This window comes from Hymenobacter ruricola, from assembly GCF_015694525.1.
Classification (GTDB): Bacteria; Bacteroidota; Bacteroidia; order Cytophagales; family Hymenobacteraceae; genus Hymenobacter; species Hymenobacter ruricola.
In genome coordinates, this window is sequence record NZ_JADQDM010000020.1 from 14293 (window position 1) to 37217 (window position 22925).

Consider the following 22925-nt stretch of genomic DNA (forward strand, 5'->3'; position numbering starts at 1 on the left):
TGCTTCGACAAGCTCAGCATGACGGTCTATTTTCTTTTCAAATGCTAAAAGCCTTTATCGCCCTGGCGGCGCTCTGGCTGGCTACCAGCCCCGCCTTTGCCCAGACGCCCGCCGCCACTGCCGACCCCGCGCAGTGGGTGAACCCGCTCATCGGCACCGACTCCAAGCCGGACCTCTCGAACGGCAACACCTACCCGGCCATTGCCCTGCCCTGGGGCATGAATTTCTGGATGCCGCAAACCGGCAAGATGGGCAACGGCTGGGCCTACCAGTACTCGGCCGACAAGCTGCGCGGCTTCAAGCAGACGCACCAGCCTTCGCCGTGGATGAACGACTACGGGCAATTTGCCCTCATGCCCATCACCGGCCGGCGGGTATTTGATGAGGACGCCCGCGCCAGCTGGTTTTCGCACAAGGCCGAGGTGGCCGAGCCCAACTACTACCGCGTGTACCTGGCCGACCACGACGTAACCACCGAAATAGCGCCCACCGAGCGCGCCGCCCGCTTCCGCTTCACCTTCCCCAAAACCGACAGCGCCTACGTGGTGATTGATGCGCTGGACCGCGGCTCCTACGTGAAGGTGCTGCCCGGGCAGCGGCGCGTCATCGGCTACACCACGCGCAACAGCGGCGGCGTGCCCAAGAACTTCAAGAACTACTTCGTTCTGGAATTTGACCATGATTTCACCAGCACGGCGCTGTATCAGGACAAAGCGCTGGCCGCCGACGTGCTGGAAGTGACGGCTAAGCACGCCGGAGCCGTGGTGGGCTTCAAAACCCGAAAAGGGGAAAAGGTGAACGCCCGGGTGGCCTCGTCCTTCATCAGCCCCGAGCAGGCCGAGTTGAACCTGCGCGAGATTGGCGAGCAGGACTTTGACGCCGTGCGCCAGCAGGGCCGCGCCGCCTGGAACAAGGCGCTGGGCCGCATCGAGATTGAGGGTGGCACGGAGGCCCAACGACGCACGTTTTACTCGTGCCTGTACCGCTCGCTGCTGTTTCCGCGCAAGCTGTATGAACGCGACGCCGCTGGCCATATCATACACTACAGCCCGTTCAACGGGCAGGTGCTGCCGGGCTACCTGTACACCGATACCGGTTTCTGGGACACGTTTCGGGCGCTGTTTCCCTTCCTGAACCTGCTGTATCCGGACGTGAACGCCGAAATTCAGCAGGGCCTGGCCAACGACTGCCGGGAAAGCGGCTGGCTGCCGGAGTGGGGCAGCCCCGGCCTGCGCAACGTGATGGTGGGCAACAACTCGGCCTCGGTGGTGGCCGACGCCTACCTCAAAGGCATTCGGGGGCAGGACATGAACGTGCTCTACGAAGCCCTGACGCACGGCGCCAACAACGCCGGGCCGCTCGACGCCGTGGGCCGCAAGGGTGTGGAGTACTATAACAAGCTCGGCTATGTGCCCTACGATGTCAAAATCGACGAAAATGCGGCCCGCACGCTGGAATACGCCTACGACGACTTCACCATCTACCAGCTGGCCAAGGCGCTGAACAAGCCCAAGAAGGAAATTAACCTCTACGCCCGGCGCAGCCAGAACTACCGCAAGCTGTTCGATAAGGAAACCGGCCTGATGCGCGGCCGCAACCAGGACGGCTCGTTCCAAAAACCTTTCAACCCCTTCAAGTGGGGCGACGCCTTCACCGAAGGCAACAGTTGGCATTACACGTGGTCGGTGTTTCACGACGTGCAGGGGCTCATTGATTTGATGGGCGGGCGGCAGAAGTTCGTGGCCACGCTGGATACCGTTTTCACGCTGCCGCCCGTGTTTGACGCGTCGTACTACGGCGAGGTCATCCACGAAATCCGGGAGATGCAGATTGCCAACATGGGCAACTATGCGCACGGCAACCAGCCCATTCAGCACATGGTGTACCTCTACAACTACGCCGGCCAGCCCTGGAAAACCCAATACTGGGTGCGCGAAACCCTCAACCGCCTCTACCTGCCCACGCCTGACGGCTACTGCGGCGACGAGGACAACGGCCAGACCTCGGCCTGGTACGTGTTTTCGGCCCTGGGCTTCTACCCCGTGTGCCCCGGCACCGACCAGTACGTGCTGGGCGCCCCGCTCTTTCCCAAAGCCACCCTGCACCTGCCCTCCGGCAAAGACGTCGTGCTGAACGCGCCCAACAACTCCGCCGCCAACCGCTATGTCAATGGGCTTACTTTCAACGGCCAGCCTTACGACAAAAACTGGCTTAGCCACACGGAGCTGATGCAAGGTGCCACGCTCAACTTTGACATGAGCGCCACACCCAACAAGAGCCGGGGCACGCAGCCGGCCGCGGCGCCGTATTCGTTCTCGAAGGCGAAGTGAGGCGGGGTGCCGGCCCGGCGGCGCGCCGGGGTCGAACCCCGGCATTCCGGGGTCGGACCCCGGCGCGCCGCCCGAAAAACCCGACGCGCCGACTTTTTTGGGCGGCGTTCCGGGCTTTTTGGGCGGCGCGCCGCCTCAAAAGCCCGACGTCCCGCCCTTTTTGAGCGGCGCGCCGACCTTTTGAGGCGGCATCCCAGCCAAAAAGCCCGGCGCGCCACCTGAAAAGGTCGGCGTGCCGGGCTTTTTGGGCGGAAGGTGGAAGTTTTGAGGTGGCGCCCCGGGGTGGGCCCCCGGGGCGCCACCGTCCGCCCCTACTGGTACTGAATGTACAGCGGCTTGGGGGTGAGCTGGGTCAGCACTTCCACCGGGGTCATCATGTGGTGGGGCTTGGGCTTGGGGTCGTACTCGTAGAACAGCTTGAAGCCGGTGTACTGCACGGGCTCGGTCTGGATGTAGTCGTGGTACGAATCCTTTTTCAGGGTGGGCTCGCCGTGGCCGTCCATGTGCATCACCACCTGCACGCGCGGGTCGAGCTTGATGTTTTTGTAGTTGGTAATCATCTTCCGGGTGAAGCGGTGCACCGTCAGCACCTTGGGCGGCAAGTGGTTTTCGCTCACAATGCGGGCCAGGAAGTTGATGGTGAAGTTCACATCCTTGGCATCCAGCGTGCCGATGCGCTGGTTGGGGCGCACGCCGGGCATGGTGGCCAGCGAAAACTCCGGGTCGATGCCGAGGTGGATGTCGGGCTGCTTGAGGTAGGGCTCCAGCTTGGGCAGCTCCACGGGCAGGGTGCTGTGGCCGGGCTGCACGTCCAGAAACAGGATGCACTTGTGCTCGCGGGCCCAGGCAATGACTTCCTCGATGGTGGCTTTGGAGTTCATCAGGCGCCACTTGCCGTCCTTGCCGGCGGTGCCCTGGGCCGTGATGGTCACGTTGTGCAGGGCGGGCTGCACCGGAATGCTGGGGTCGGCGGCCTGCCACTCCTTCAGCACGCCCTCAAACTTGCGGAACATCTGCTCCTTGGGCTCGCGGCCTAGAATGCCCATGCCCTTCGAGCGAATGTTGCCATAAAACGCCACGATGCGGTGGCCCGGCAAAATGGCGCCCGGCAGCTGCCCGTTTTTGCGCGCAATGCTGTCGGCCTTCAGCGAGTCGCGCCGCGCGGCCAGCATCTTGATTTTGATGGTGTCAACAGGGGCCGGCTTGTTGGCCACGCTGTCGTTGGCGGCGGTGCCGCCTTTTTCGCCCTCGTTGGGGGTGGTTTTACAAGCGGGCAGGCTGGCGGCGGCCAGCAAGCCAAATGTGGCGGCCACGAGCGCAGCGCGCGGCGTTAGGGAAAACAACACTGAATAAAAACGGGTTAGGGGGCCAATACAGGGTGCAAGTTAGCCCACTTTGCCCGGTTGCGGCCGGGCTTAACGCAGAAAAGCTCCGGCGCGGGGCGGAGCTTTTCAATTGATTTCACCAAAATGGGGCCGCTGCCGGGCGCTTTCTTCGGTGGAAAAAAGCGCGGCTAGCAGCCGACGAGGCCCGGCGACTCCAGGGCCCAGCCCCGCCAGTTGAGCGGCAAGGCACCGGAAACCCGCACCGTGGACCGCCACACAAACTGAATGGGCACGGTGAAGCTCACGGCCACCGCTTTGCCCTCTTTGCGGCCCGGCACGAAGACGGGCAGCCGCTGGATGGCCGCGATGACGGCCGCGTCGTAGGCCGGGCCCAGGCTCTTGAGCACTTTCACGGCCTGCACTTCGCCCTGGTCGCTCACCACGAAGGTGACGAACGAAGTGCCGCTCTTCCGGTCGCGGGGCGCCACCGCGGGGTAGTCGAGGTGCTGCTGAATGGCCCCCACAATGGCTTCGGAACCGCCCCCGCCCGGCAGCGCGGGCATCTGGTCCACGGTTTCGTACACCATCTGCGGGGGCGGCGGGGCCACCGCCGGTTGGGCAGCCGCTGCAGCCGCCGGCTCGGCCTTGGGAGTTGCCTTCTCGCAGGCCACGGCCAGCACGAGGACGCCCGCCAGGGGCAGGGCCAGCCACTGCTTCCAGCGGCGAACGGGAGAGGTTTTCTGAATCATGGCAATGCGACTTAGGGTTTGAGAATGAGAAAAAGAATGTGCGAGCGGAGTAGCAAAACCGAGGCGGATGGCCACCTGCCGGGCCAGGAGGTGGGTATAAGTCTGGGCCGGCGCACCGGCCGCGTCGGCGGCGGGGCGCAGGGCCGCCTCATCGGCCAGAAACTCGTGGGTGAGGGCCAGCGCCCGCCCGCAGAGGTGCACGAAGGGGTTGAACCACAGCACGGCCTGTAGCAGCTCCAGCAGCAGGCGGTCGTAGGTGTGGCCCTGGCGCACGTGGGCCAGCTCGTGGCGCAGCACCTGCGCGGCTTCGGCGGGGCTCAGGGCCAGGGTTTCGTCCCAAAACACGGTGCGGCCGAACGAGCTGGTGGGCAGCCGGCCCTGGGTGCGGGCCAGCGTGTGGCCGGGGCCGGCTTCGCGGGGCAGGCGGCGCGTGCGCCACCACAAGCGGCCCAGCCCAAAAATCAGCCGGCCCAGCATGAAAACGGCACCGGCAACGTACACCGCCACCAAGCCCACGGCCCAGCTCAGGGCCGGCGCCCCGGCACCTTCGGCGCTCACCGCCGCCGGGGGCAGCAGCACCGAAACCGCGCCCGCCAGCGGCACCGGCCCGGCGCCCCAGCCGCTTAGCCACGCGGCGGGCAGCAGCGGCAGGCCCGCCGCCAGCAGCGGCCCCAGCCCCAGAAACACCCGGTTGTAGGCAAAGCTGTGCTCCTGGCGCAGGGCCAAACGGTAGCAAAGCCACCACGCCCCCAGCAGCACCGTGCTGAGCAGCATCCAATTAAGCAGGCTGGTTGGGTTCATCGTCGGTGGGGTTTTGGGGTTCGTAAGCGTGGCGGAGCAGCTCGTCGAGCTGGGCAGCGTCGAGGTTTTCCTCCTTGGCGAAGAAGGACACCAGCCGGCTGAAGGAATTGCCGAAATGCCCGCCCAGCAGCTTGCGCAGCGAGAAGCGGCGGTAGTCGTCCTGGGCCACCCGCACGAAGTAGCGGTGCGTGCGCCCAAAGGCTTCGTGGTCGACAAAGCCCTTGGTTTCGAGGATGCGGATGATGGTTGAGACCGTGTTGTAGGCCGGCGGCGGGGCCGGCAGCTCGGCCAGCACGTCCTTCACGAAGGAGGGGCCGCGGCGCCAGAGCACCTGCATCACCTGTTCTTCGGCGCGGGTGAGTTCGGGGAAAGAGGAGGGGTCCATAGGCAGCAGTGTGGCAGGCAGTTCCGGTACAAGCAAACGTACAACTAATTTTTTAGTTTAAAAACTATTTCATTAGTTAAAATAATTATCAGATGGCCTGCGCACCTAGGAAAAGGCGACCAGTAAGGCCGTCGAAGCGAAAAATGGCTGAGGCACGTAAGCAACAGAAAATGCCTCGTGCGCAGCGGGCGGCCCATTCCAGTCCCTTTTCTTATGCGAAGACTCCTCCTCTGTTGCTTGCTGGGGCTGCTGCACTGCTGGCCGGCCCAGGCTCAAACCGAAAACGCGGCGCCCAAATCAACCGTCAAAGCAGCGGAAGCTCCCACTGGGTCCGCCTCCGTGGGCAAGCTGCTTTCGCCCCGGCAGCTGTTTCCGGGCTTGTTTGAGGCGGTGCAGCTGGGCCACGTTTTCGCCGATGGCAAGACCTTCGTGGACGCCGCGCCCCGGCAGCGGCCGGCCACCATTCTGGCGGCGTGGCGGCGCGAGAAAAACCAACCGGGCTTCGACCTGAAGGCTTTTGTGACGGCGCATTTTGACCTGCCGGCGGAGGGCGGCGTGCCATTTCAGAGCAATATCGCGGCCGGCCTGCGCCACCACCTCGACACGCTCTGGACGGTGCTGGCCCGGCCCGCCGCACCGGCCCCCGACCCGGCCGACTCGCTGGCGCCGTACCGCTCCCTGCTGCCGCTGCCCAAGCCCTACCTGGTGCCGGGCGGGCGGTTTCGGGAAGTGTACTACTGGGATTCGTACTTCACCATGCTGGGGCTGGCGGAGGCCGGCAAAGGCCAGCTATTGAAAGACATCACCGACAACTTCGCCTTCCTCGTCGCGCGCTACGGCTTCATCCCCAACGGCAACCGCAGCTACTACCTCACCCGCTCGCAGCCGCCGTTTTTTGCCCGCATGGTGCAGCTGCTGGCCCAGGAGCGCGGCAACGGCGAGCTGCTGCGCTACCGCCCCGCCCTCGAAGCCGAGTACCGCTACTGGATGCAGGGCGCCGACGCCCTGAAGCCCGGCGCCGCGGCCCGCCGCGTGGTGCGCCTGCCCACCGGCGCCCTGCTCAACCGCTACTGGGACGACAGCGACCAGCCCCGCGAAGAATCTTACGCCGAAGACGTGGCCGCCGCCAGGCGAAGCCAGCAGCCGGCCGCGCAGTTCTACCGCCACGTGCGGGCCGCGGCCGCGTCGGGCTGGGACTTCAGCAGCCGCTGGTTTGGGTCGGCGGGCGGGCTGGGCAGCATCCAAACCACGGACCTGGTGCCCGTTGACCTCAACTGCCTGCTGTATAATTTGGAAATGACCCTGGCCGAAGCAGCCCGCGTGGCGGGCCAGCCCGCCCAGGCCCGGGCCTACACGGCGAAGGCCACCGCCCGCAAAACCGCCCTGCTGGCCCTGAGTTGGGACGCCAAGGCCGGCTGGTTTCAGGACTACAACTGGCGGCAGCGCCAGCGCTCCGCGGTGCGCACGCTGGCGGGCGTGTTTCCGCTGGCGTTTGGGCTGGCCACGCCGGAGCAGGCCGCGCGGGTGGGCGCGGGGCTCAAAGCAAATTTTCTGAAAACGGGCGGGCTGCTGACCTCGCTCAGCGAAACCAAGCAGCAGTGGGACGCCCCCAACGGCTGGGCCCCGCTGCAGTACCTGGCCATCGAAGGCCTCGGGCGCTACCAGCAGCGCCCGCTGGCCGACACCGTGGCCCACCGCTGGGTGCGGCTGAACGCCCGCGTGTTTGCCCAAACCGGGCAGCTGCTAGAGAAGTACGACGTGCTGCACCCCCACCGCCCGGCCGGTGGGGGCGAGTACCCGCTGCAGGACGGCTTTGGGTGGACAAACGGGGTGCTGCTGCGGCTGCTGAACCGCTCGGAGCCAGCGCCGCAAAAATAATTTTCGCCTTCCCGGCAGCCTTTCCGGGCCGGGGCCTGTCTGGCCTGTGCCTGCGCGCGGCGCGCGGGCTTACCTTGCCTGCATGCCAGCTCCGCCCGCTGACTTACCCGACCTGCTGGCTCGCTGTGGCCGCCACGAACCGGCGGCGCAGCGCCAGCTCTACACCCGCTACGCCGGCCGCATGCTGGGCGTGGCGCGCCGCTACGTGCACTCGGTGGCCGAGGCCGAGGACATTCTCCAGGATGCGTTCGTGAAGGTGTTTACGCGCCTGCACGACTTCCGGGCCGACGGCTCTTTTGAGGGCTGGGTGCGGCGCATTGTCGTCACCACGGCCATCAACCACTGGCAGAGCGGGCAGCACCGCCGCCAGCAGATGCTGCTCGACGACGTGCCCGAGCCTTTCGCGGCCGACGCCGACGCCTTCGACCGCCTGGGCGTGGCCGAGGTGCTGGCCCTGATGGAGCGCCTGCCCGACGGCTGCCGCCTTGTGCTCAACCTCTACGCCGTGGACGGCTACAGCCACGGCGAAATCGCCGAGCTGCTGGGCATTCAGGAGAGCACCTCCAAAGCCCAGCTCAGCAAAGCCCGCAAACAACTCACCCGCCTGCACCAGCAGCAGGCCAGCTACTTGAACTTATGATGGAAGAACCGGAAGAAAACCGCCTCGACCACTCCCTGCGCAGCAAATTTGAGGATTACAGCCTGGAACCCTCGGCCCCGGTGTGGGCCGGCATTGAGCCGCGCATCGGCGCCCCGGTGCCCGCCAAGCCCCGGCTGCCGCTGCTGTTTGGGCTGGTGGCCCTGCTGAGTGGGCTGGCCGGCTGGCTGCTGCCGCATGCCGACTGCTCCGACGCGGCGGCGCAACACCGTAGTGCAAACGTGGCCCAGGTCTGGACCTATGCAGCGGCTTCCGGGTCGTCTCAAGTGCCCTCCGACGCGTCCGAAGCTCACTCGCATGCGTCCGAAACCAACTCGCACCCGTCCCAAGCTCACTCGCACACGTCCGAAGCCCAGTCGCAACCGTCCGAAGCCAACTCGCATACGTCCCAAGCTCACTCGTACACGTCCCAAGTTCACTCGCAACCGTCCCAAACGCCCTCGCACACGTCTGAAATCAACTCGCACACGTCTCTGACGACCTCTGCAGCGGTGGGCGTGGGCGCACCGGGGGAGCCGGGGGCCGAAATTGTGCCCCCGGCCATTCTGGCACGGGCCGATTCCACGCCCGCCACCCTGCGCCCGCTGGCGGCCCTGGAGCGGCAGGTGCTGGTGCAGCTGCCCAGCGTGGAAACCCTGCAACCGGGCACCCCGCCCGCCGAAAGCCGCGCCGCGCTCCTGCTAAGCCTGCGCGCCGAGCGCGCCGAGCTGCTGCGCCTGCAGCGCCGCACCGACAGCACCCTGCTGGCCCTGGGCGACCTACCCGGCGCCCCCCAAGCCGCCCTGGCCGCCACCAGCCCGGCCCCGGCCGACACGGCCCGTCCCCGCCCGCTGGCCCACCGCTGGAGCCTGCTGCTCACGGCTGCGCCCGAGCAAAACACCCTCGGCCTGCAAGGGCCCGAAGGCGACAGCCTCACCGCGCTGCGCCGCAACCACGAAACCGGCCGCAGCGGCCTCAACGCCGCTCTCATGGCCGAATATCGCCTCACGCCGCGCCTGAGCGTGGGCGGCGGCATGGGTTTCAGCACCTACGGCGCCGACGTGCGCATCACCAACCAAAAAACCGACGTGCTGGTGAAATACGACACCGCCACCACGCGCACCACCACCTTCTTCACGTCCACCAACCAGACGTATTCGGTGCGCATCATCCAGGTTCCGCAGCTCAACCCGATTTTCAACAGCAACAGCCAGGTCATTGGCTACGACACGGTGTACGTGCCCCGGCAGGACACCGTGTACACCACCACCGTGCAGCACGACAGCATCCACTCCGTGCGCCGAACCATCACCCCGCTCATCAGCAAGAAAGAAACCACCACCACCAAGCTGCTGCAGCCTACCTACCGGTTTTTCACGGTGCCGGTGCTGCTGCGCTACCGCCTCACGCCGGGCACGGGCCGCTGGTGGGCCGACGTCTCGGCCGGGGCGCAGCTGCAGTTTTTCCTGGGCGGCACGCAAGTGGTGACGCAGGACGGCAGGAACTTCCGCTCCGAAACCATCGGGGCAGGCGAAGGGCCATTTAGGCGGCTAAATGTGGCCCTGACCGGCTCCCTGGCCCTGAACTACGCCCTCACCAACCGCATCAGCCTAAGCGTGGCACCCAGCCTGCGCTGGCAGGCGCTGTCGCTGTACCGCCCCGAAACCGGCCTGCGGCAGCAGCCCACGGCCACGGGGCTGATGTTCGGGCTGCGGTTTGGGCTGTAGCGCGGTGCTATGGGCACGCTCGCGGGCAGTGGTTCCGGGTATTTTTCTGATGCGCAGAGCCGAAAATCAACTGAAAGGCCTGCTCTTTTAGGATGTATTCGGGAATTTATGTGCCTCGATAAACAACTTTTGAAATACGTAGCTCAACCGGCAGCCTTTTCATAACCGGGCTGGTCTGGCTATTTGAAAACGGTATTCTCGTTGCGTCCCGGCCGGAGCGATGGGAGCCGTCCACTCCTTCTGATTTACCTTCTTTTTTCGTGAGAATGAACCTACTTAAACGCGTATTGCTGCTGCTGGCCCTGGTGCTGAGCGCACAAGCTGGGGCCTCGGCCCAGGTATTTGAATGGGCCACCCTGGCCCACAACAAAGGCACCAACGGTTCCATTGGGGTGAGCGGCACCACCGACCCGGCCGGCAACACCTACTTCGGTTTCGGCTTCGTGGACAGCGCCCGGGTGGGCGGCCGGCTGGTGCGCCACCCCAACAATGCTCGCAACGGCTACCAGATTGCCAAGCTCGACTCGACCGGCCGCGTGGTGTGGGTGAAGCCCATTCGCGGCATCAACCTGCCCGTGAGCAACCTCAACGGCCTGAAAGCCGACCCGGTGAACGGCGGCTTTTTCGTGTCGGGCGACATGTACGCCAATGCCTTATGGGACGGTGTGCCGGTGCCCGGCGCGGCGCTAGCCGGTACCGGCCAGGTAGGCTTCTACGGCAAGTGCGACGCCAACGGCACGCTGCTGTGGGCCCGCCCCTTGCCCACCAACTACAACTGGGCGCGCAGCCTGGCCGTGGACGGCCTCGGCAACTGCTACATCGCCGCCGGCACTTCCTCTTACTACGCGGGCAGCGGCACCAGCACGCTCGGGGGCCAGCCCATCGACTCGACCGAGACCTTCCTGGTGGGCAACAACGCTGCCGGCACCGGCGAGTGGACTCGGCGCATGCACGCCACGCCCCTGCCCACCCCCGCGCAACGCTACGACCCGCGCTGCCCCTCGGGCGTGAACGGCCTGCAAGTGGGCCCGAAAGCCGACGGCGGCTGCCTGTTATTTGGTGCCTTCAACGAGGCCCTGTATTTCGGCGCCCCCGGCAACCCGCCCGTGCTGCCGAGCCGCCTAGCCCGTAACACGTTCGACGACTTCATTGCCAGCGTGAGCCCCACCGGCGCCCTCACCTGGATTCGGCCCGGCCGGCTGGGGGGCACCGCCACCACCCCCGTGCCCGGTGCCAACGCCGCCGCGGGCGACGCCGCCGGCAACTACTACGTGACCGGCTCCAGCAGCGCAGGCTTCAGCCTGGCCAAATACAACGCGGCCGGTACGCTGGTGTGGGCCACCAACCAAGTGCCAAAACCCGGCACCGCCCCCAACTACAACGTCGGCATGCTGCTGGCGGTGGATGCCAACGGGGAAGCCACCGTACAGGTCGACACCGACCGGGAGCCCGTCATCGGCGATTTTATTTTGACTGAATACCACAGCCTGGTTCACTTCGATGCGGCCGGGGTGCCGCGCTGGGTGGCCGCCAGCCGCAGCGCCGGCGACCCCTTCCCGCAAACCACCACGTCGGACCAGGATGCGGTTTCGGTGCAGCTGGATGCCAAAGGCAACGTGTACTACGTGACCGCGCCGGGCTCGTATTCGCCCAACGCCATCAGCCCCAGCGGCAGCGGCCTCACGCCGCCCACCTTCCTGTATGGGCAGCTCACGCGCGTGGGCAGCGGCATCAACGTGGCCCGCATCGGCACCCGGCACAACACCATTCGCGGCCGGCTCTACCTCGATGCCAATGGCAACGGCGTGCGCGACGCCGGCGAAGGCGCCTTCCCCCAGAACATGGTGCTGCAAGCCATTCAGCCCACCACCGCCCGTCTCGGCACGTTCGATACTTCGGGTGAGTTCAATATCTACGTGGGGCCCGGCGCCTACACCCTGCCCGCGCCCGTGCCGCCGTTGCACTACGCCCTCACGGAGCCCACCAGTGGGCCCTACACCGGCAATTTCGTGGGCTACGGCCGCGTAGACACGGCCCGGCACTTTGGCTACCGGCCCATTCCGAACCAGCTCGATTTGCGCGCCACGCTCACCTTTTATGGGGCGGCCCGACCCGGCTTCCAGGCCCGGCAGCTGCTCACGCTGGAAAACGTGGGCACGGCCACCATCCCGGCGGGCACGGCCACCGTCACGCTCGACGCGAATACCACTTACGTGGGCAGCTACCCCAACACCACCATCAGCGGGCGCGTGGTGCGCTGGAACTACCCGGCCATTCCGCCCTTCGGCCGCCGCACCCTGGAAGTGACTGTCACCATTGCCTCCAGCACGCCGCTAAGCACGACCCTGACCGTGGCCGCAGCCGCGCCCGTCACCGGCGACCTCGTGCCGGCCGACAACAACAGCTCCACCACGCAGGGTGTGACGGGCTCGTTTGACCCGAACGACCTCTCGGTGAGCTACGAACAGCTCACGCCCACGCAGGTAGCCGACCGCCAGCCGCTGGACTACACCGTGCGCTTTCAGAACATGGGCACCGACACGGCTTTCACCGTGGTGGTGGCCGACACGCTGGACTTCCGCAAGCTGGATTTGACCACGCTGCAGCTCGTGGCTGAGTCGCATCCCTGCACCTGGAGCGTGAGCGGCGAGGGCAACTTGGTGCTGCGCTTCCTCAACATCCACCTGCCTTACAAAGCGCAGAACGAACTGGGTTCGCAAGGCTTCGCGCGCTTCCGCGTGGTGCCCAAAACCACCCTGGCCCTGGGCGAGGTGGTGCACAACAAGGCCGATATCTTCTTCGACTACAACGCGCCCGTGCGCACCAACACCGCCACCACGGCCGTGCTCATGCCCACGGCCCTGCGGGCCGATGCCCGCGCCACGGCCTTCACGGCCTTCCCCAACCCGGCCCGCGAAACCGTGACCCTGGCCGCCGACCTGCCCACGGCCGGCAAAGTGCGCCTGAGCGTGCTCGACGCCCTGGGCCGCTCCGTGAGCGAGCTGAGCCTGGTGGCCCCGGCCGGGGCCTTGCGCCACACGCTGGCGGTGGGCACGCTCAAGCCCGGCCTGTACGTGCTGCGCCTGCAGCTGCCCGACGGCAGCACCACCAGCCAGCGCCTGGCCGTGGAATAACGAGCCGGGCGGCTGGCCAAGCCACCTTTTGGCCGCTGGCCGCCCGGTTTTTCTCATTTTGCTTTCCGCTAAATTCGAATGAAACATTTACAAAAATTCCTGCTGCTGGCCGGCCTGTTGCTGGGCTGGGGAGGCTCCGCTTCGGCCCAATTAATAGAGTGGGCCAAGCTGGCGCGCAACGAGGGCAACAACGCCGGCTTTGAGGCCGGCGGTGCCGTCGACGCGGCCGGCAACAGCTACGTGGGCTTCGTTTTCAAAGACAGCGCCCGCATCGGCAACCAACGGCTGCGGGCCGTGAATGGCACCCAGGCCATCATCAAATACGATTCGACCGGGCAGGTGCGCTGGGTGAAGCAGCTGGCCAATACTTTCCTCGACCGGCACGCCCTGGCCCTGGACCCCACCACCGGGGGCGTGTTCGTGACGGGCCGCTTCAGCAACGCGCCCCGCTGGGGCACCACAGCGGTCGCGGGCGGCGGCAACCGCAATTTCTACGGCAAAATCGCCCCCCTCACCGGCGACCTGCAATGGGTGAACTCCCTCCCGCTGCAACTGAACGTCGAAACGTCCATGGCCGCCGATGGGCTGGGCAACTTTTACTTCCTGAGCGCGATTGACAGCGTGGTGACCATCGGGGGCACCCGCCTCGACACGGCGAACATGTTTATGGTGGGGGCCCGCAGCGACGGCACCGGCCAATGGGTGCGCCCCGTGCGTGGCGTGCCCGCCGGGGGCTCCCTCGGCAGCAATGGCCGGCCCTACAGCGGCATTTATTCCAATAGCCGACTGGTGGGGCGGCCGCGCGGGGGCTGCATGTGGTTTGGCACCTCCATTATTTCGGTGTACTACGGCCCGGGCAGCACGCCCGCCCTCAGCACAACTAACCCCGGCAACGTGCTCAGCTTTCTGCTCTGGGTGGGCCCGACGGGCACTTTGGTTTCGGCCCGCACCAGCCTCACCGCTGCGGTGCCGGTGCCCAACTCCTACAACGCCATGGCCGTGGACACCGCCGGCAACTACTACGTGACCGGCAACGTGGGCGGCAACATCGGCATTGGGGTGGCCAAGTACGACCCGGCCGGCAACTTGGTGTGGGCCACCAATCAGGAACCCAGCGTGGGCGGCTTTCCGGGTTCCACCGGCGAGGAAATCCTCGTGCACCCCAACGGCGAAGTCACCATTCAAGCCTACACGGCCCTGATTGCCGGGCGCTCGCCCACCACCATCGGCACACTGGTGCTGCGCTCCGAAAACAACCTGGTGCACTACGCCGCCAACGGCGCCCCCATGTGGGCGGTGGGCGACGGCACCGGCCAGCTGCCCTACAACCCGCGCGACGGGGCCTTTAGCGATGGCGTGGCCTTCGGCGCCGACGGCAAGGGCAACCTGTACTGGCTTCTGTATGCCTCCACGAGCTCCATCACCGGGCCGGGGGGCTTCAGCCTGACGCCGCCCGCCTCGCGCCTCGGGGCGTTCACGCTGGTGGGCGCGGGGGCTCTGGTAACCCGCGTGGGCACGCACCACAACACCATTCGCGGGGCGCTTTACCTCGACAACAACGGCAACGGCGTGCGCGATTCCGGCGACGTGGCCTTCCCCCAAACCCAAGTGCTGGAAGCCACCCAGGGCACCCTGAGCTACTTTAGCTCCATCGAGAGCACCGGCGACTACAGCGTGTTTGCCGGCACCGGCGCCTATACGCTGGCCCCACCCGTGCCGCCGCTGCACTACACCATCTCGCAGCCCACCGCCAGCGGCTACAGCGGCAGCTTCTCGGGCTACGGCCGCGCCGACACGGCCCGCCACTTCGGCTTCAGCCCCGTGGCCAACCAGGGCGACCTGCGCGTAACCTTCACGCCCTACGCCGCCGCCCGGCCCGGTTTCGTGACGCGCTACCGCGTGACGCTGGCCAACGTGGGCACCACCACCGTGGCCAGCGGCAGCCTCAACGTCGCCCTCGACAGCCGCATGAGCTACATCAGCAGCACGCCGGGGGGCAGCCGCACGGGCCAAACCGTGACGTGGGCCTACACCAACCTGGCGCCCTTCTCCCGGCGCGAGTTCGACGTGTTATTCAGCTTGCCCACGAATACACCGCTCGGCACGGCCCTTTCCACCACGGCCACGGCCCCGCTGACCGGCGACGTGGTGCCGGCCGACAACACGGCCACCACCCAGCAAACCGTGACCGGCTCCTTCGACCCCAACGACATCACGGTGAACTACGACCGCCTCACCCCGGCCCAGGTGGCCGCCCGCCAGCCGCTGGACTACACCGTGCGCTTTCAGAACATGGGCACCGACACGGCTTTTACGGTGGTTATCAACGACACGCTGGATTTTCATAAGCTGAACTTATCCAGCCTGATGCTGGTGGCGCAGTCGCACAACTGCATCTGGAGCCTGAGCAACGCGGGCCTGCTCACGGTGCGTTTTGTCAACATCAAGCTGCCCCACCGCAACCAGGACGTCATTCGCTCGCAGGGCTTCGTGCGCTTCCGGGTGCAACCCAAACCGAGCCTGGCCGTGGGCGAAGTCATTCCGAACCACGCCAGCATTGTGTTCGACTACAACGCGCCGGTCATCACCAACACGGCCACTACGGCCGTGATGCTGGCTTCGGCCACCCTGGCCCGGCACGACGCCGCGGCCTGGAACGCCTACCCCAACCCCGCCACCGACGCCGTGACCATCGGCGCCGACCTGGCCACCGGCGGCCAGGTGCAGCTCGACCTGCTGGATGCCCTGGGCCGCACCGTGCGCCACCAGGCCTTCACGGCCCCGGCCGGGGCCCTGCGTCAGGCCCTCGACCTGAGCGGGCTGGCCCCCGGCCTGTACGTGCTGCGCCTCACGCCGCCCACCGGCCCGGCCAGCACTCAGCAGCTGGTGCGCGAGTAGCGTTTCCGCCTTTTTTCTGGCCTTGAAGCCGGGCTGCCTGTTGGGCGGCCCGGCTTTTTTGCTTTTCGCGGCGGGCGGCTTGGTCGACTTTGGCGGGCGGCTGGTCCGGCAAAGCCGCCTGCTCGTCGGGGCCAGCGGCGGCCGGGCGCGACGGAGCCAAAAGGCGGGCGCGGGTTTGGCACGGTTTTGTAATACCCCTTGTCATCGGCCACCTCGCCGGAACAGTGCCTGAGCACGCAGCGAGGCCGGTTTCTTTCACCCACTCAACCTTTTTGGTCATGAAATTTTCACGCCTTTCGGGCGGCCTGGCCGCGGCTTGCCTATTGATTTCCAGCTTTGCGGCTTCGGCCCAGCAAGTGTACCGCGACGCCTACGGCAACCCCAAAGCCGCGCCCTCCACCCGGCCCATGGGCAGCAGCTCGCGCAAAGCCCCCAGCTACTCCAAGCCCTCGTACTCGGCCCCGGCCAGCAGCGGTAGCAACTCCAGCGTGCGCTTCGGTTTCCGGGGCGGCCTGAACGTGGCCGACATCCAGGGCGACGCCGTGAAAACCTTCACCGACCTGGCCGGCTACGCCCCGGACGGCGCCATCACCAAGCAGATGCGACCCGGCTTCTACGCCGGCGTGTACGCCACGCTGCCCCTGGGCTCAAGCTTTGCCATCGAGCCGGGCATCAACTACTCCGAAAAAGGCACCGTGCTGAAGGGCACCCTGCCCTTCCCAGCCCTCGATTTCCTGAACGCCAACGTGACGGGCACGGCCCGCCTGGCCTACATCGACGTGCCCGTGCTGGCCAAGGTATTTGTGACGCCGGGCCTGTACTTCTACGCCGGCCCGCAGGCCTCCTTCCTGGTGAACGGCCAGGCCCGCGTGGAAGCCGGCGCCCTCGGTTTCTCGGCCTACAAACAGGATTTCGACATCTCGAACCAGCTGCGCAAGGTGGACTTCTCGGCCGTGGGCGGCCTGGGCTACCAGTTCGAAAACGGCCTGGGCCTGAGCGCCGGCTACGACTACAGCCTGACCTCTCTCGACGCCAACAACCGCTTTGACGCCCAGAACCGCGTCATCAAAGTGGGCCTGAACTACTCCTTCTAATTCTCGCGGACTAACCGCCATCATCGTTCACGCATCTATTTCCGATTATTCTCGGGTAAGTATCTGAAATATGTTATAAAAAGGCCCCGCCGGCGCACCGGCGGGGCCTTTCTGATTGGCAGCTTGGACGGCAGAGAGTTTGCCCAAATACAGACTCGCAGGGTCCGCGCTACCTTTTCCCCACGGCGCCGCTGCCGCTCAGGCCCTCGGCCAGGCGCACGAGGCGCACCAGCTCGGCGCGGTAGCCGTCGGCATCGGTGCCACGGGCGTTGTTGGCCAGCTGTTCGGTGGCGGCCCAGGTGGCGGTGCCGCGCTGCTCGCTCTGGCGCAGCAGCATGCCAAACTGGGCCACGGCGGCAGCAAAGCGGAAATCGGCCGAGGCCTTTTCGATGGCCACGGGCGCCCCCACCAGCGGCTGGGCCAGCAGCTTGCTGGTGCTGCCCTGCGGCTCTTTGTAGCGCAGCTTCACCGTTAGCACGTCGTTGGTGAGGAACTGCTGCATGGTGGCGGGGGTGGCTTTGGTGGGCTGGTATTTCAGGTCGTCAATCAGCGGCTGCGAAGCGCCCACGGGCACTAGTTCGTAGAGCGCGGTCACGGTGTGGCCCGCGCCCAGCTCGCCGGCGTCCTTGCGGTCGTTGTTGAAGTCTTCGGCGGCCAGCAGGCGGTTTTCGTAGCCCACGAGGCGGTAATTGGCCACGCGGGCGGGGTTGAATTCGATTTGCAGTTTCACGTCTTTGGCCACGGTGAAGAGCGTGCCGCCGAACTGGGCCACCAGCACGCGGCCGGCCTCGTCCAGGTTGTCGAGGTAGGCGTAGTTGCCGTTGCCTTTGTCGGCCAGGGTTTCCATGCGGGCGTCGCGCAGGTTGCCGCGCCCGCAACCCAGCACCGTGAGGAATACGCCGCTTTCGCGCTGCTCCACAATGAGCTGCTCCATGGCCGCGTCGGAGCTTTCGCCCACGTTGAAATCGCCGTCCGTGGCCAGAATCACGCGGTTGTTGCCTTCCTTGTTGAAGCTTTGCCGGGCCGTGGAATAGGCCAGGCGCAGGCCCGCGCCGCCGGCCGTGGAGCCGCCGGCCTGCAGGCGGTCGATGGCATCAAGAATAACCTGGGGCTGCGAGCCGGGCGTGGGCGGCAGCACCAGGCCGGCGGCCCCGGCGTACACCACCAGGGCCACGTGGTCCTGGGGGCGCAATTGTTTCACCAACAGCTTCAGGCCGGCCTGCACCAGGGGCAGGCGGTCGGGGCCGTACATCGAGCCCGACACGTCGACCAGAAACACGAGGTTGGCGGGCGGCAGCTTGGCCGTTTCCACTTTCCGGGCCTGAATGCCGATGCGGGCCAGTTGGTGAGCGGGGTTCCAGGGGCACACGGCCAGCTCGGTGCTCAGGCGCACGGGGTCGGGCGAGGCGGCGGGCGGCGCAGGATACTCGTAGCGGAAGTAATTCAGCATTTCTTCCACCCGCACGGCGTCGCGCGGGGGCAGCTGGCCTTCATTCAGAAAGCGGCGCACGTTGCTGTAGCTGGCGTTGTCCACATCCAGCGAGAAGGTGCTGAGCGGGTCTTTCTTGGCCGAGAAAAACGCGTTTTCCTGCACGTATGCGTAGGTATCGCCGGCACCGGCTTCGTCGCGGGCGGGGTAGGGGGTGTTCAAAAGCGGCCGCGCCGTGCTTTGGTTGGCCGAATAATCAGCCAGCTGCACGCCGGCCACCCGGCCGCGAAGGCCGTCTTTGCTCTTGACTTTTTTATCAGCCTGGGCGGGCGCAGCGGTCACCGTGGCCACCGAATAGCTCACTGCCGCCCTTTTCGGCTCAATCCCCTTGGCCGTCACCGTCACTTCTTCCAGCTGCCGGGTGTCGGCGGCCAGGGCCACGTCGAGGGTGTGGTGCGTGCCCACGGGTTTCTCAATGGGCAGGTAGCCGATGACGTTGAACAGCAGCACGGCCCGGGCGGCGTTGGGCACCAGGAGCGAGTAGCGGCCCTGGGCGTCGGTGGCGGCGCCTAGGTTGGTGCCCTTCACCAGCACCGTGACGCCGGGCAGGGGCTGGTGACTGGCCTGGTCGCGCACCAGGCCCGAAACGACCCAGCTCTTGGTGGTGTTCTGTGCCGGGGCTTGGGCCGCGGCGGGTTTCGTGGGTTGGGCCACCACGGGCGGGGCGCCCAGCAGGGTGGCAAGCAGCGGCAGCAACAACAGGTTTCTCATGGCAGCAAGGGGGTTGGTGAAACTTGCTGGACTGATGCGGCCGCGGAACGGATTGCACACCGGGAAGCAGAAAAAGCAAAGGCACGGCCGGAAATCAGTCAGTTGGTCATGAAGCAGTGCTCTTACCTGTCCTTTTCCCAAAATGCGCTTACCTTGCCAGCGCCATGTTTTTCCGCCGCTCCTCGCCCGCCGCCGCTGCCCCGCTCTCCGACCAGGAGCTGCTGGCCCGCTACCGCCTGCGCGGCGACGTGACCGACCTCGGCGTGCTCTACGACCGGTACCTGCCCGAAGCTTTTGCCGTGTGCCGCCGCTATCTGGCCCCGCCCGACGAAGACGCCCAAGACGCCGTGATGCAGCTGTTTGAGCACCTGGTGAAGGTACTGCGCACCCACGCACCCGACAACTTTCCGGCTTGGCTGCACACCACCGCCCGCAACCACTGCCTGATGCAGCTGCGCGCCCGCAAACGGGGCGGCCCCAGCGCCGGCCCGCTCCTGGTGAGCTTTCCCGACGCCACGGATGTGGAAACCGCCGGCGGCCGGCATCTGCTGGACGAGGAAGCTGCCGCCGAGGAAGCTGCCGACACCGAAACCCGCCTGCAAAGCATGGAGGCGGCGCTGGCCCAGCTCCCACCGGCCCAGCGCCGTTGCCTTGAATTATTTTACCTGGAAAAGAAGTGCTACCGCGACATCGCCACCGAAACCGGCCTCGAACTGAACCTGGTGCGCAGCCACCTACAAAACGGCAAGCGCATGCTGCGCCGCCAGCTCGACCCGCCCGCGCCGCCTAAGCCGGCATCCGCCGCCCCCGCGCCCCCGCTTTCCAACCCCAACAACCCCCTGCATGTCGCCCGCTGATTCGCCTTTTGCCCAGCTGCCCGCTCCCGGCCCGCACCCGGCCACGGCGGAGCTGCGCGCCTACGCGGCCGGCACCCTTCCGCCCGCAGAGGAGCACCGCCTCGAAGCCCACCTGCTTGATTGCGAGCGCTGCGCCGACCTCGTGGAAGGTTTTTCGATGAGCGACGCGCCCACCACCGACCGCGCCGTGGCCCAGCTGCACACCCGCCTGCAGGCCCGCATCGGTGCGGCTGAACCCGGGCCAGTGGTCATGCGCTGGGCCTGGCCGCGCATTGCGGCCGCGGCCGCGCTGCTGGCGGTAGTAGGAGGCGGCATCTGGGGCTTGCAGCAGGCCGAAACTCCGCCCGCCACCGCCCGCCACGACGCTGCCCCCGCCACCCGGCAAACCGCCCCAGTAGCCGCAGTACCCCAGAAACTCGCGGCCCCGCCCGCTTCGACCAAGCCCGCCCCCGCGGATTACGCCGCCGTGGCGCCGCCCGCCGCGCCGCGCCCAGCCCGGCCGCGCGCGCCCAAGCCACCCGCCGCCCAACTGCCCGGCAACGGCGGGCTGGCAAATTCAACTCCCCGTCCGCCCGCAACTTCGCCCGCTGGCCGGCCGGTGGCCAGCGCGCCCGCGCCCGCCGCCTCGGCCACTGCAGATATGGCCGCGACGGCCCCGGTCTTGGCCAGTGCCAGCACGCCGCCAGCAGAAATGGAAGAAAAAGCGGCCGCTGCTGACACCACGGCCACCAATCGGGAGGCTAAACGGGAACTGGTGGTCGCCGCTGACAAAAAAGCCAAAATTGCCGTGGCCGACCAAGCCGTGGCGCGGGTGCGCAATACGCCCATGGCCGCGGTGGTCATCAATCCAGCGCCGGTGGGCGGCACGGCTGCTTTCCGCGACCACCTGCGCCGCGAAGCTGCCGAGTTTGAGCCCGAAAAAGGGCCCAGCATGAACGGCAACGTGCGCATCAAATTCACGGTAGGTGCCGATGGCAAAGTGAGCGACCTCAAAGTCACCCGCGGCCTGCGCGAGGACTACGACGCCGAGGCCCTGCGCATCGTGTGCGACGGGCCGGCTTGGCAGCCCGGCATAGCGGGCGGCCGCCGTGCCCCGCTGCCCATGGAAGTAAGCGTGCCGTTTTAAATGTAGCGCGGACTCTGCGAGTCCGCGACTTTGGCGAGCCACTGGGGGGCGTAGAAACGCGGACTACAAAGTCCGCGCTACAGCGTGGCGCCGGCTTTGAAGGAGCCGTCGTTCACCGATTTCAGGAATTTGACGAGGCCGGTGAAATAGGTTTGCTGGTCGTCATACATGCTCATGTGGCTGCCCTGGGGGCAGATGAGGGCGTTGCCGTTCTTCACTTTTTGGGCCACCATGCGCATGTGCTCGGGGTCCATGGTGTCATGCTGGCCGCCGATGGCCAGGACCGGCACGGCGAGCCGGGGCAGGTCGGCCACCCGGTCCCAGTGGGCCAGCTTGCCCGAAATGCCGAACTCGCTGGGGCCCTGCATCGTCACGTAGAGCGACTGGTTCATCTTACCCATGGCGCGGGTCACGGGCTCGGGATTGGGCACGATGCGGCACAAGTGCGCGGCGTAAAAATTGGGTTCGAGCAGGGCCATGTAGCGCGGGTTGCTGAAATCCTTTTTGGCTTCAATCTGCCGGATTTCGGCCAGCACTGCGGGCTTCATCTGCTTGGCCAGTACATCGGCGGCGTATTTGCCGTAGGCCGGGCAGCTCATCATCATGTTGGAAATGATGAGGCCTTTGAGGTTTTGCTGGTACTTGAAGGCGTACTCGGCGGCCAGGATGCCGCCCCAGCTGTGGCCCAGCAGGTAGAAGTTGTCCTTGGTCAGGTGCAGGGCCTGGCGCACTTGCTCCACTTCCTCCACGTAGCGCGGCAGGCTCCATATGGCCGTGTCGCGCGGGTTGTCGGAGTTGCCGCAGCCCAACTGGTCGTAGTAGATGAACTCGATGCCTTCCTGGGGCAGAAAGTTCTCGAAACACTCAAAATACTCGTGCGTGGCGCCAGGGCCGCCGTTGAGCAGCAGCACTTTCATCTTCGGGTTGTTGCCGAAGCGCTTGGTCCAGACGTTGAATTTGCCCCTGGGCGTGCTGATGGGGATGACCCGCACGCCGCCGTCCTGCACGCCGGTTTCGGAGGGCGCGAAGTAGCGGGCCACGGGGTTGCCGGCCGCCGCGGCCGGGTCGATTTCGCCCGGGCTTTGGGGCTGGCTGCAGCCAAGCAGGAGCGTGGCGCTGAGCAGCAGCCCAGCACCAGCGCGCAGGAAAAGGAATGGGGTCATTGGCAAAAAAGGCGAAGCTTGGGCAACCGCAGTGCCAGCCATTAGCCGCTGGCTGCTGCGCGAAAGGTAGCGCTGCTCAGGCACTTCCGTGGCTTCATCGGCCTTTTTGCGCCATTCATAACCAAAGAGGCCGCGCTGCTTCCCGGCGAAGCAACGCGGCCTGGGGGCAGTCCGCTTAGGCAGCCAAGGGCCGCTAGCCGCTGTAGCCGCCGCCGCTGGCGGGCTCGGTGGCGCTGCCGCCAGGCTCTACTTCGCGGGGCAGCTCGGGCTCGGTTTTGATTTGGACGTGGCTGTAGTCGGGGGCGCCGTTGCCGGCGGGCTCGGGCATCTCGTCGTAGGTGCGCTCGATTTCGCTCAGGTCAAACGGCTCAACCGGCGTGCCGAAGCTCACCTTGGCCGTGATGCGGTACTCCACGATGCGGTTGTCGCGCACCTTGCAGCTCTGGTCTTTGACGTAGATGGACGAGATGTTGGGCACCGAGGAGCTCAGGCTTTGCACGGCGCGCTGCAGGGCGTCTTCGAAGCTTTTGTCGGACGAGGCCAGAATTTCAATGACTTGTTTGATGGAAGACATGCGGTAAATGGATAAAATGGGGAGGTGAGGCAGTAAAAGCTGCGGCA

At 66.3% G+C, this 22925-nt stretch carries 15 protein-coding genes; 9 read left to right on the forward strand and 6 right to left on the reverse strand.

The genetic code is table 11. The features are described from left to right. Positions 1-41 precede the first annotated feature (41 nt). The gene (locus tag I2H31_RS22485) at positions 42-2330 is read left to right on the forward strand and encodes a GH92 family glycosyl hydrolase (RefSeq protein WP_196295308.1); all 2289 of its coding nucleotides are present in this window, start codon (positions 42-44) and stop codon (positions 2328-2330) included. Positions 2331-2641: 311 nt separating this feature from the next. Here I2H31_RS22485 and I2H31_RS22490 read toward each other — a convergent pair whose 3' ends face one another. The 3 genes from I2H31_RS22490 to I2H31_RS22500 all read right to left on the reverse strand — a co-directional run bounded on the left by I2H31_RS22490 (position 2642) and on the right by I2H31_RS22500 (position 5590). After that, positions 2642-3676 (reverse strand): hypothetical protein, encoded by a 1035-nt coding sequence (locus tag I2H31_RS22490; protein ID WP_317192260.1) that lies wholly within the window; start codon positions 3674-3676, stop codon positions 2642-2644. A gap of 167 nt (positions 3677-3843) precedes the next feature. Continuing rightward, entirely contained in the window at positions 3844-5205 is a 1362-nt protein-coding gene (locus tag I2H31_RS22495) for a TonB family protein (RefSeq protein WP_196295309.1), read from the reverse strand. Continuing rightward, positions 5183-5590: a BlaI/MecI/CopY family transcriptional regulator gene (locus I2H31_RS22500; protein ID WP_196295310.1), complete on the reverse strand. Its 408-nt coding sequence runs from the start codon at positions 5588-5590 to the stop codon at positions 5183-5185. Before I2H31_RS22500 ends, I2H31_RS22495 begins: the two co-directional genes overlap by 23 nt. Before the next feature lie 213 nt (positions 5591-5803). Here I2H31_RS22500 and treF point away from each other — a divergent pair, with 213 nt between their 5' ends. The 6 genes from treF (at position 5804) to I2H31_RS22530 (ending at position 16958) form a co-directional block, all read left to right on the forward strand. Further along, positions 5804-7468: an alpha,alpha-trehalase TreF gene (gene treF, locus I2H31_RS22505; RefSeq protein ID WP_196295311.1), complete on the forward strand. Its 1665-nt coding sequence runs from the start codon at positions 5804-5806 to the stop codon at positions 7466-7468. Between the two features lie 82 nt (positions 7469-7550). Continuing rightward, the gene (locus I2H31_RS22510; RefSeq protein WP_196295312.1) at positions 7551-8108 is read left to right on the forward strand and encodes an RNA polymerase sigma factor; all 558 of its coding nucleotides are present in this window, start codon (positions 7551-7553) and stop codon (positions 8106-8108) included. Beyond that, the gene (locus tag I2H31_RS22515) at positions 8105-9832 is read left to right on the forward strand and encodes a hypothetical protein (protein ID WP_196295313.1); all 1728 of its coding nucleotides are present in this window, start codon (positions 8105-8107) and stop codon (positions 9830-9832) included. Before I2H31_RS22510 ends, I2H31_RS22515 begins: the two co-directional genes overlap by 4 nt. Positions 9833-10098: 266 nt before the next feature. Beyond that, the gene (locus I2H31_RS22520; protein ID WP_196295314.1) at positions 10099-12966 is read left to right on the forward strand and encodes a DUF7619 domain-containing protein; all 2868 of its coding nucleotides are present in this window, start codon (positions 10099-10101) and stop codon (positions 12964-12966) included. Positions 12967-13044: 78 nt separating this feature from the next. After that, positions 13045-15864 carry a T9SS type A sorting domain-containing protein gene (locus tag I2H31_RS22525; protein ID WP_196295315.1) on the forward strand — a complete coding sequence of 940 codons (2820 nt, stop codon included), beginning with the start codon at positions 13045-13047 and terminating at the stop codon, positions 15862-15864. Between the two features lie 278 nt (positions 15865-16142). Beyond that, positions 16143-16958, forward strand: coding sequence for a porin family protein (locus I2H31_RS22530; protein ID WP_196295316.1), 816 nt, complete (start codon positions 16143-16145; stop codon positions 16956-16958). Between the two features lie 169 nt (positions 16959-17127). Here I2H31_RS22530 and I2H31_RS22535 read toward each other — a convergent pair whose 3' ends face one another. Then, positions 17128-19158 (reverse strand): YfbK domain-containing protein, encoded by a 2031-nt coding sequence (locus I2H31_RS22535; protein WP_196295317.1) that lies wholly within the window; start codon positions 19156-19158, stop codon positions 17128-17130. 164 nt (positions 19159-19322) lie between these two features. On the opposite strand from I2H31_RS22535, the gene I2H31_RS22540 reads away from it, so the two are divergent. Together I2H31_RS22540 and I2H31_RS22545 are read left to right on the forward strand one after the other, a co-directional pair. Next, entirely contained in the window at positions 19323-20015 is a 693-nt protein-coding gene (locus I2H31_RS22540) for an RNA polymerase sigma factor (protein WP_196295318.1), read from the forward strand. Beyond that, positions 20002-21141: an energy transducer TonB gene (locus I2H31_RS22545; RefSeq protein ID WP_196295319.1), complete on the forward strand. Its 1140-nt coding sequence runs from the start codon at positions 20002-20004 to the stop codon at positions 21139-21141. The genes I2H31_RS22540 and I2H31_RS22545 overlap by 14 nt, the downstream gene beginning before the upstream one ends. Before the next feature lie 77 nt (positions 21142-21218). Here the strand turns inward: I2H31_RS22545 and I2H31_RS22550 are convergent, their stop codons facing one another. Both I2H31_RS22550 and I2H31_RS22555 read right to left on the reverse strand, forming a co-directional pair. Then, complete coding sequence (locus I2H31_RS22550) at positions 21219-22304, reverse strand: proline iminopeptidase-family hydrolase (protein WP_196295320.1); 1086 nt, start codon at positions 22302-22304, stop codon at positions 21219-21221. A 193-nt stretch (positions 22305-22497) separates the two neighbouring features. After that, positions 22498-22878, reverse strand: coding sequence for a dodecin family protein (locus I2H31_RS22555; protein ID WP_196295321.1), 381 nt, complete (start codon positions 22876-22878; stop codon positions 22498-22500). Between the last annotated feature and the right edge of the window lie 47 nt (positions 22879-22925).

Bases quoted from the DNA above. Each gene is read 5' to 3' on its own strand.
- I2H31_RS22510 (WP_196295312.1), top strand. From the start codon at position 7,551: ATGCCAGCTCCGCCCGCTGACTTACCCGACCTGCTGGCTCGCTGTGGC.
- I2H31_RS22485 (WP_196295308.1), top strand. From the start codon at position 42: ATGCTAAAAGCCTTTATCGCCCTGGCGGCGCTCTGGCTGGCTACCAGC.
- I2H31_RS22495 (WP_196295309.1), bottom strand. From the start codon at position 5,205: ATGAACCCAACCAGCCTGCTTAATTGGATGCTGCTCAGCACGGTGCTG.
- I2H31_RS22535 (WP_196295317.1), bottom strand. From the start codon at position 19,158: ATGAGAAACCTGTTGTTGCTGCCGCTGCTTGCCACCCTGCTGGGCGCC.
- I2H31_RS22525 (WP_196295315.1), top strand. From the start codon at position 13,045: ATGAAACATTTACAAAAATTCCTGCTGCTGGCCGGCCTGTTGCTGGGC.
- I2H31_RS22550 (WP_196295320.1), bottom strand. From the start codon at position 22,304: ATGACCCCATTCCTTTTCCTGCGCGCTGGTGCTGGGCTGCTGCTCAGC.
- I2H31_RS22555 (WP_196295321.1), bottom strand. From the start codon at position 22,878: ATGTCTTCCATCAAACAAGTCATTGAAATTCTGGCCTCGTCCGACAAA.
- treF (WP_196295311.1), top strand. From the start codon at position 5,804: ATGCGAAGACTCCTCCTCTGTTGCTTGCTGGGGCTGCTGCACTGCTGG.
- I2H31_RS22500 (WP_196295310.1), bottom strand. From the start codon at position 5,590: ATGGACCCCTCCTCTTTCCCCGAACTCACCCGCGCCGAAGAACAGGTG.
- I2H31_RS22530 (WP_196295316.1), top strand. From the start codon at position 16,143: ATGAAATTTTCACGCCTTTCGGGCGGCCTGGCCGCGGCTTGCCTATTG.
- I2H31_RS22540 (WP_196295318.1), top strand. From the start codon at position 19,323: ATGTTTTTCCGCCGCTCCTCGCCCGCCGCCGCTGCCCCGCTCTCCGAC.
- I2H31_RS22515 (WP_196295313.1), top strand. From the start codon at position 8,105: ATGATGGAAGAACCGGAAGAAAACCGCCTCGACCACTCCCTGCGCAGC.
- I2H31_RS22520 (WP_196295314.1), top strand. From the start codon at position 10,099: ATGAACCTACTTAAACGCGTATTGCTGCTGCTGGCCCTGGTGCTGAGC.
- I2H31_RS22545 (WP_196295319.1), top strand. From the start codon at position 20,002: ATGTCGCCCGCTGATTCGCCTTTTGCCCAGCTGCCCGCTCCCGGCCCG.